Raw genomic sequence first — 7,440 nt, forward strand, 5'->3', positions numbered from 1 at the left:
AGAAGCTGGTCGCCGAGGCCGAGCAGCGCGCCGCGTCCGCCGAGCAGCGCGCCGCCAAGGCCACCCAGCAGGCCGAGCAGACGCGCCGCGAGGCCGACTCGCACGCCAAGCAGCTGATGGCCAACGCGCGCAAGAACTCCGACCAGATCATCAGCGAGGCCAAGAGCCAGGCCGAGCAGCTGCTCGGCGAGACCAAGGCCGAGGCCGAGCGGATCCGCACCGCCGCGCAGCGCCAGGTGGACGAGCTCACCCGCCAGCGCGACAGCATCACCAGCCACCTCAACCAGCTCCGCCAGCTCATCGGCGGCGTCGGCCCGGCGCTCGGCGGCGTCGAGGAGGCCCCGGCGATCGAGAAGGCGGCCCCGCCCGCCCCGGCTCCCGAGCCGAAGCCCAAGCCGGTCCCGGCGCAGGGCCAGCAGGGCGGCCAGTCCGGGCCGTCCGGCCAGAACGGCCAGCCCAAGCCGCAGCCCGCCGGCAAGCCCGCGCCGAAGGGCCCCCAGGGCAAGAAGTCCGACGAGGACGACGAGGACTGGTGGCAGGAGTGACGGCCTGACGGTCGTCCCGGCGTTTTCCGAGGCCCAGCGGCTCCCGCCGCTGGGCCTTCGCCGTTCCCGGGCCTTCCCCCGGGGTCCGCGCGCCGTCGCTGGTGTCCGCTTTCAGCGGGAAGGCTCGCCGAGGGGGCTTCGCTAGCGGTTAACACTGCTTTACCCCATGTATGGTTTTCGTCCTGAACGTCCGCCCGGACGAGGACCTGAGGAGAGCCGGAGTGCCCGACGACACCCCGCCGTCCCCCGGGACGGAACCGCCCCGCGCCACGGGGGCCGCCACCACGTCCGAACCGGACACCCGCGACAGCGCGGACACCGCGCCCGCCGGCGACGACGCGACCGTTTCGAAGGACGTCAACGGCGCCGCCCCGGCGGCCTCGAAGAGCACCGCCGACGACTCCGAGCCGGATTCCCCTCCCGCCGACGGTGCGTCAGATGCGGCCGGCGGCGAGAAGGCCGACGGGGACGACACGACCGCGGAGACCGTGGCCGCGGGCGCGGTCCCGGTGGCCGTCGTCTCGGTCGTCAACGAGGCGGACGCGGTCGAGCAGGTCGAGCAGCTGAAGCAGGAGGCCAAGGCCGACCGCCGGTTCCCGTTCGGCCGGCCCGGCGAGCCCTTCGGACGGCACCACCCGTTCGTGTTCGGCTTCACCGCCGCGCTCGGCGTGATGACCGCCTACCTGCTCCTGAAGGCCGCCACGGGAGCCAAGTCCACGCTGGTCACGATCGTGGTGGCGATGTTCCTCGCGGTCGGGCTGAACCCGGCGGTGGAGCGGCTGAAGCGGCTCGGGCTGTCCCGCGGCTGGGCCGTCGCGGTGGTGTTCCTCGGCGTCGTGCTGTTCTTCGCCGGGGTCGTCGCCTCGCTCGTCCCGCCGATCGTGGACCAGGTGAACGGGCTGACGCAGGACCTCCCGCACTACATCGAGCAGCTCCAGGGCAACCGCCGGATCGCGGACTGGGACCGCCGCTACCACCTGCTGCAGCAGGCCCAGGACAAGATCAACGACTCCAAGTTCCAGCAGGACATGGCCAACTGGGCCGTGGACGTCGGCAAGCAGGCGCTCAGCGGCACCTTCAAGACGCTGACCGTGCTGATCCTGACGCTGTACTTCCTGAGCTCGCTGCCGCAGATCAAGGCGTTCTTCTACCAGCTCGTCCCGCGCACCCGGCGGCCCCGGGTGGCGCTGCTCGGCGACGAGATCCTGGACCGCATCGGCGGGTACGTCGCGGGCCAGTTCACGATCGCGTTCATCGCGGGCCTGACGTCCTACATCTTCCTGGAGATCCTGGGCGTCCCGTACGCGCTCGCGCTGGCGCTGATCGTCGCGGTGACCGACCTGATCCCGCTGGTGGGCGCGACGATCGGCGCGGTGATCGTCTGCCTGGTCGCCTTCCTCACCGGCGTCTACGAGGGCATCGCGGCCGTGGTGTTCTACGTGGTCTACCAGCAGATCGAGAACTACGTGGTCTACCCGCGCGTGATGAAGAAGACCGTGGACGTCCAGCCGGCGGTGACGATCGTCGCGGCGCTCATCGGCGCGGCGCTGCTCGGCGTCGTCGGGGCGCTGATCGCGATCCCGACGGCCGCCGCGATCTCGCTGCTCATCCGGGAGATCGTGCTGCCTCGCCAGGAGGCCTCCTGACCGCCGCCCGCCGGCCGGCGGTCAGGTGGCGGAGCGGGACAGGGCGCCGGCGAACTCGGCGACGGCCTGGTTGAACAGGTCCGGCTGCTCGACGGGGACCAGGTGCCCGGCGCGCGGGACGACCACCAGCTCGGCGTTCGGCAGCGCCTCGGCCATCGCGCGGGCCTCCGCCTCGGACGCGAGGACGTCCTCCCCGCCCACCATGACCAGCGCCGGGACCTTCACACCGCGGAGGGTGTCGAACGCGTCGGGGCGTCCGGCCATCGCGCGCTGCGCCCACGCGGCCGCGCGCGGCGGGGTGGACTGGACGAGTCCGCGCACGCGCCCGTAGACGAGGGCCCGCTGCCGCATGGTGGTCGGGCCGACCAGGTCCGGCAGGATCTGATCGACCAGGACCGAGACGTCCTCGTCGCGTTCCAGCCGGTCGGCCTGCGCCAGCCGTGCCGCGCTCGTCCGGGCGTCGTCGGCGGCCCCGCGGGTCGCGCACAGCACCAGGCCGAGGACGAGGTCCGGATGGCGGCGGCACAGCGCCATCGCGACGTACCCGCCCATGGACAGGCCGCCCACCACCGCGCGCGGGATGCCGAGGTTGCGGAACATGCGGGCGACGTCGTCGGCCATGGCGTCCACGGACGGGACGTCCGAGCCGAGCACCGAGCCGCCGAAACCGCGCAGGTCGGGGGTGACGACGCGGAACCGGCCCGCCAGCCCCTCCCGTTGCGCCAGCCACATGGCCGAGGACAGCGGGAACGCGTGCAGCAGCACGAGCGGCGTGCCCGACCCGACGTCCCTGGCGTACAGCTGCACGACGGTCATGACGGCGCTGCCCCTCCCCGTTGACGACCTCGACCCTCACCAGCCACTCGGCGGTCAGCCAATCGTCACCCCGAAGGCGCATCCGGCCGACACCTCTGGCCGCGATCGGCCGTCCGGGTTTGTCCACGCCGCGCGGGCGGGCCGCTCAGTACCGGGACCCGCTCAGCGCCGGGAGGCCGCTCAGTACCGGGGGGCGTTCCGGGACCGGACCACGTTGGGCGTGCGGCGCAGCCGGGCCTGCCAGCAGGGCCGGTGCCAGTGCCGCCGGTCGTCGGCGCCGCCGCGGTCCGCGGGCCAGGCGACGACGTGCCCGACACCGGGCGGGATGAGCTGGTCGCAGCCGGGGCAGCGGTAGGACTTGGCCGCGTTCGCGCCCGCCACCGTCCGGACGTGCCACTCGCCGTCCGGGCCGTCCTCGGTGTCGTCCACCCAGGACGCGCCACCGCCGGAACCGCGCCGGTCCGGCGTGCTGCGGCGGTTCTTGCGGGGGCTCATGCGATCAAGGATAAAGGCGCGGACGGGGTGCCCCCCGCCCGCGCCGGGGCTCGGCTGAGGGCCGGGCCTCAGCGGAAGGTGAGGCCGAGGTCCCACTGCTCGCGCAGCCGGTCGCTGACGTCCGGGTTCGCCTCGTCCGGGTCGTATTCGAGCTGGTCGAGGGCGCGGCCGATGCCGAGGCGGTCGATCTCGGCGATCGGACCGGCCGGGTAGCCGCAGCCGAGGGTCATGGCGGCGTCGATGGCGTCGGCGTCCGCGTAGCCCGCGTCCAGCATGGCGACGGCGTCGTTGAGGTACGGGAAGCGCAGCGCGTCCACGATGAAGCCGCGGCGGGCCCGGCAGCGGACCGGGGTGAGGCCGAGGCGGGCGACGAGCGTCGCGGCCCGGTCGGCGGACGCCGGCGGGGTCACGGGGGTGAGGCCGATCTCGACCAGCGGGCGCTCGGCCTCCGGCTTGTGCGCGGCGAGCGCGCCGCCGCCGGTCAGGCCGCCGTCGCTGAGGACGACCGCGCCGTCCTTCGCGCGGCCCTCGATGGACGCCACGTCGGCGTCCTCGCCGGACGCCACGATCAGGTCGGCCTCCTCGACCTTGGCGGTCGGGGCCCCGGCGGCGGACGCGGCGGCGGCGAACGCGCGCGACAGCGCCTCGTTCCCGACGATCGCGACGGACGGGAGCGGAACGTCGTCGGCGGGGGTGTCGTCCGCGGCGGCGTCGTAGGAGTAGAAGCCGCGGCCGGTCTTGCGGCCGAGCAGCCCGGCGGTGACCAGCTCGCGCAGCACCGGCGCGGGCGCGTGGCGGCGGTCGCGGGTCTCGGCGTGGATCGCCTCCAGGACCTCCAGGCAGGTGTCCAGGCCGATCAGGTCCATCAGCGTGAACGGGCCCATCGGCAGCCCGCCGCCGGCGGTCATCGCCGTGTCGATGTCGTCGCGCGTCGCGTGCCGGGTCTCCAGCATGTGCGCGGCGTCGTTGAGGTAGCCGAACAGCAGCCGGTTCGCGACGAACCCGGCGCGGTCGCCGATCACGACCGGGGTCTTGCCGAGCCCCTGGACCAGGGCGGCGACGCGGTCCACCGCGCCGTCCTCGGTCAGCACGGTCCCGATGACCTCGACCAGCTTCATGACCGGCGCGGGGTTGAAGAAGTGCACGCCGACGACCTTCGCCGGACGGCCGGTCGCGGCGGCGATCGCGGTCACCGACAGCGACGAGGTGTTGGTCGCGAGGATGGCGTCGTCCCGGACGACCTTGTCCAGCTCGGCGAACACCCTGTGCTTGAGGTCCAGCCGCTCGGGGACGGCCTCCACGACGAGGTCGCAGTCGGCGAGGTCGCCGAAGTCGGTGGTCAGCCGGATCCGGTCCAGGATCTCCCGCTGCCCGTCCTCGGTCAGCCTGCCGCGCTTCACCGCCCGTCCGGTGGACTTCTCCAGGTGGCCCCGGCCGCGCTGCAGCGCCTCCTGGTTGATCTCGACACCGACGACGGCGAGTCCGCCGCGCGCCAGCACCTCCGCGATGCCCGCACCCATGGTGCCGAGGCCGACGACTCCGACCTTGCTGAACGAACCCTCACTCATGGACGGCAGTGTCCCAGAAGCCGCGACGCCGGGAGGACGTGGGCTTGCGCTTCGGGGCATCCCCGCCCCGCGCGCGCGTCGGGCCGTCCGCCCACCTGGCCCGACCGTCCACCGCGCGGGCCCCATCGCCCGCCGGGACGCCTCAACGGGCGGCGTGCGCGGTGTGGCGGTGCCGCGGACGCCAGGGCGCGGCCGTGAGAAGGGCCTCCCGGTCCCGCCGCTCGCGCGCCCGCCGTGCCTCCACCGCGTCCCGCTCCTCCTTCGCGGCCGCCAGCATCTCCCGCTGCCGCTCCCGCATCACCGCGTAGATCACATCGTTGTGGAACATCCGAACCCCTTCTCCAGGAGCCGGACCCCTCGGCCCGACACCCTTGAGATTCGTCCTAAGCCCCCACCCCCGGCATCGGCACAACGCCCTAAGTCCCCCTCCCAGGAGGCCTTAGGAGCCGCGTTCGGGCGCGGTGGGGTCTGGGGGGTCACTAAGCTCACCCGACGTGCGTCTCGTTATCGCCCGGTGCAGCGTCGACTACGCCGGCAAGCTCACCGCCCATCTGCCCTCCGCCGTCCGGCTGATCATGGTGAAGGCGGACGGAAGCGTGTCCATCCACGCCGACGACCGCGCCTACAAGCCGTTGAACTGGATGAACCCGCCGTGCACGCTCCGCGAGGAGGCGTTCGAGGAGAACGGCGCGGTCTCCCGCTGGACGGTCACCCACAGCAAGTCCGGGGAGCGGCTCATCCTCACGATCGAGGAGGTGCTGCTCGACCACGGGCACGAGCTGGGGCCGGACCCGGGCCTGGTCAAGGACGGGGTCGAAGCGCACCTGCAGGAGCTGCTCGCCGAGCACATCGGGACGCTCGGGGACGGCTACACGCTCGTCCGGCGGGAGTACCCGACCGCGATCGGGCCGGTCGACATCCTGTGCCGGGACGCCGGCGGCGCGACGGTCGCGGTGGAGATCAAGCGGCGCGGCGAGATCGACGGTGTCGAGCAGCTCACCCGATACCTGGAACTGCTCAACCGGGACCCGCTGCTCGCGCCGGTGCGCGGGGTGTTCGCGGCCCAGGAGATCAAGCCGCAGGCGCGGGTGCTGGCCACCGACCGCGGGATCGACTGCGTGACGCTGGACTACGACGCGCTGCGCGGCATCGAGCACGAGGGCACGCTGTTCTGAGCCATCATGAGCGCATGAACGCTATCGCCGCCGGAACCTTCGACATCGACGCCTGGGACGACGAGAAGCCCTACGACGAGCGCGACGACCGGAAGCTCACCAAGGTCCGGGTCCGCAAGACCTTCCACGGCGACCTGGTCGGGACGAGCGTCGCCGACCTGATCACCGTGGAGACCGCGGCGGGGCCCGTGGCGTACGTCGGCGTGGAGACGGTGGAGGGCATCCTGCACGGGCGGGAGGGCTCGTTCGTGCTCCAGCACAGCGCGGGCAGCGACGACGGCGGGCAGTGGCTGCGCTGGCTGATCGTCCCGACGTCGGGGACCGGGGAGCTCGCGGGCATCCGCGGCGAGGGCCGGATCACCGCCCGCCCGGACGGCTCGCACGAGTGGGACCTCGACTACACCCTCGGCTGATCCGCTCCAGGAGGGCCCGCGCGCCGCGATGGCGCGCGGGCCCTCCGGGTTTTCCACAGCCTTGTGGAGGGCGGGTGCGCGGGGGTGGGGAGGCCGTACGCTTCGAGCATGTCTGGGGTTCCGGCGGCCGCGGCCGAGCGCGCGCGTGAGCGGATCATCGACGCCGCCGAGGAGTGCTTCCGGCGGTTCGGCGTGGCCAAGACGACGGTCGAGGACATCGCCGCGGCGGCCGGGCTGTCGCGCGCCACGGTCTACCGGGCGGTGACCGGCGGGCGGGACGAGCTGATCCTGGCGGTCGTGCTGCGCAGCCTGCGCCGCTTCATGGACGTCCTGGCCGAGCGGCTGCGCCGGGAGCGCTCGGTCCCCGACGCGATCGTCGAGGGGACGCTGTCGGCGGTGGCGTTCGTCCGGGCCGAGCCGACCATCGCGCGGCTGCTGGTGCCGGAGGCGGCCGGGCACATGCAGGCGGCGGTCGCGGGCGCGGGCGAACAGGTGCTCGCGGTGTGCGCGGAGTACGTCCGGCCGCACTTCGAGGCGGCGCAGCGGCTGCGGCTCGTCCGGGCGGAGATCGACGTGGAGGGGACGGTCGAGTTCCTGTTCCGCCTGATCACCTCGCTGATCGTGATGGACCGGGAGCGCAGTGAGGAGGCCACCCGGGACTTCCTGCGCACCTACGCCGTCCCGGCGATCGCGTCCGCCCCGCCCTGACCGGCGGCCGGGGCGGACGCGGGTCAGGGCGGCGCGGACGGGCCGGTGGCGGCGGACGGGCGCGGGTCAGGGCG

8 protein-coding genes and 1 pseudogene are annotated in these 7,440 nt (G+C 73.6%); 5 read left to right on the forward strand and 4 right to left on the reverse strand.

All coding sequences use genetic code 11. The features are described from left to right. Both AB0J52_RS20205 and AB0J52_RS20210 read left to right on the forward strand, forming a co-directional pair. Positions 1 to 545 (forward strand): annotated as a pseudogene (locus AB0J52_RS20205) (DivIVA domain-containing protein); the annotation flags it as partial. A 221-nt stretch (positions 546 to 766) separates the two neighbouring features. Beyond that, on the forward strand, positions 767 to 2,191 hold the full coding sequence (locus tag AB0J52_RS20210; protein WP_500183138.1) for an AI-2E family transporter: 1,425 nt from the start codon (positions 767 to 769) through the stop codon (positions 2,189 to 2,191). Positions 2,192 to 2,212: 21 nt separating this feature from the next. Here the strand turns inward: AB0J52_RS20210 and AB0J52_RS20215 are convergent, their stop codons facing one another. The 4 genes from AB0J52_RS20215 to AB0J52_RS20230 form a co-directional block, all read right to left on the reverse strand. Further along, a complete protein-coding gene (locus AB0J52_RS20215; protein WP_500183139.1) occupies positions 2,213 to 3,007 on the reverse strand; it encodes an alpha/beta fold hydrolase in 795 nt (264 codons plus the stop codon). A gap of 180 nt (positions 3,008 to 3,187) precedes the next feature. Then, a complete protein-coding gene (locus AB0J52_RS20220) occupies positions 3,188 to 3,502 on the reverse strand; it encodes an Rv1322 family protein (protein WP_500183140.1) in 315 nt (104 codons plus the stop codon). Between the two features lie 68 nt (positions 3,503 to 3,570). Then, positions 3,571 to 5,070 carry a 3-hydroxyacyl-CoA dehydrogenase family protein gene (locus AB0J52_RS20225; RefSeq protein WP_500183141.1) on the reverse strand — a complete coding sequence of 500 codons (1,500 nt, stop codon included), beginning with the start codon at positions 5,068 to 5,070 and terminating at the stop codon, positions 3,571 to 3,573. Positions 5,071 to 5,212: 142 nt separating this feature from the next. Next, positions 5,213 to 5,398, reverse strand: coding sequence for a hypothetical protein (locus AB0J52_RS20230; protein ID WP_500183142.1), 186 nt, complete (start codon positions 5,396 to 5,398; stop codon positions 5,213 to 5,215). Between the two features lie 166 nt (positions 5,399 to 5,564). Between AB0J52_RS20230 and nucS the strand changes: the two genes are divergently transcribed. The 3 genes from nucS to AB0J52_RS20245 all read left to right on the forward strand — a co-directional run bounded on the left by nucS (position 5,565) and on the right by AB0J52_RS20245 (position 7,366). Then, positions 5,565 to 6,245, forward strand: coding sequence for an endonuclease NucS (gene nucS / locus AB0J52_RS20235; protein ID WP_500183143.1), 681 nt, complete (start codon positions 5,565 to 5,567; stop codon positions 6,243 to 6,245). Positions 6,246 to 6,259: 14 nt separating this feature from the next. Beyond that, positions 6,260 to 6,658 carry a DUF3224 domain-containing protein gene (locus tag AB0J52_RS20240; protein WP_500183144.1) on the forward strand — a complete coding sequence of 133 codons (399 nt, stop codon included), beginning with the start codon at positions 6,260 to 6,262 and terminating at the stop codon, positions 6,656 to 6,658. A 108-nt stretch (positions 6,659 to 6,766) separates the two neighbouring features. Next, positions 6,767 to 7,366, forward strand: coding sequence for a TetR/AcrR family transcriptional regulator (locus AB0J52_RS20245; protein ID WP_500183145.1), 600 nt, complete (start codon positions 6,767 to 6,769; stop codon positions 7,364 to 7,366). Positions 7,367 to 7,440 lie beyond the last annotated feature (74 nt).

The sequence above is a fragment of the Spirillospora sp. NPDC049652 genome (assembly GCF_040675125.1).
GTDB lineage: Bacteria > Actinomycetota > Actinomycetes > Streptosporangiales > Streptosporangiaceae > Spirillospora.

What these genes read in the sequence shown, in the direction of transcription:
- AB0J52_RS20215 (WP_500183139.1), bottom strand. Translation starts at nt 3,007, where the DNA reads ATGACCGTCGTGCAGCTGTACGCCAGGGACGTCGGGTCGGGCACGCCG.
- AB0J52_RS20220 (WP_500183140.1), bottom strand. Translation starts at nt 3,502, where the DNA reads ATGAGCCCCCGCAAGAACCGCCGCAGCACGCCGGACCGGCGCGGTTCC.
- AB0J52_RS20225 (WP_500183141.1), bottom strand. Translation starts at nt 5,070, where the DNA reads ATGAGTGAGGGTTCGTTCAGCAAGGTCGGAGTCGTCGGCCTCGGCACC.
- AB0J52_RS20230 (WP_500183142.1), bottom strand. Translation starts at nt 5,398, where the DNA reads ATGTTCCACAACGATGTGATCTACGCGGTGATGCGGGAGCGGCAGCGG.
- AB0J52_RS20240 (WP_500183144.1), top strand. Translation starts at nt 6,260, where the DNA reads ATGAACGCTATCGCCGCCGGAACCTTCGACATCGACGCCTGGGACGAC.
- AB0J52_RS20245 (WP_500183145.1), top strand. Translation starts at nt 6,767, where the DNA reads ATGTCTGGGGTTCCGGCGGCCGCGGCCGAGCGCGCGCGTGAGCGGATC.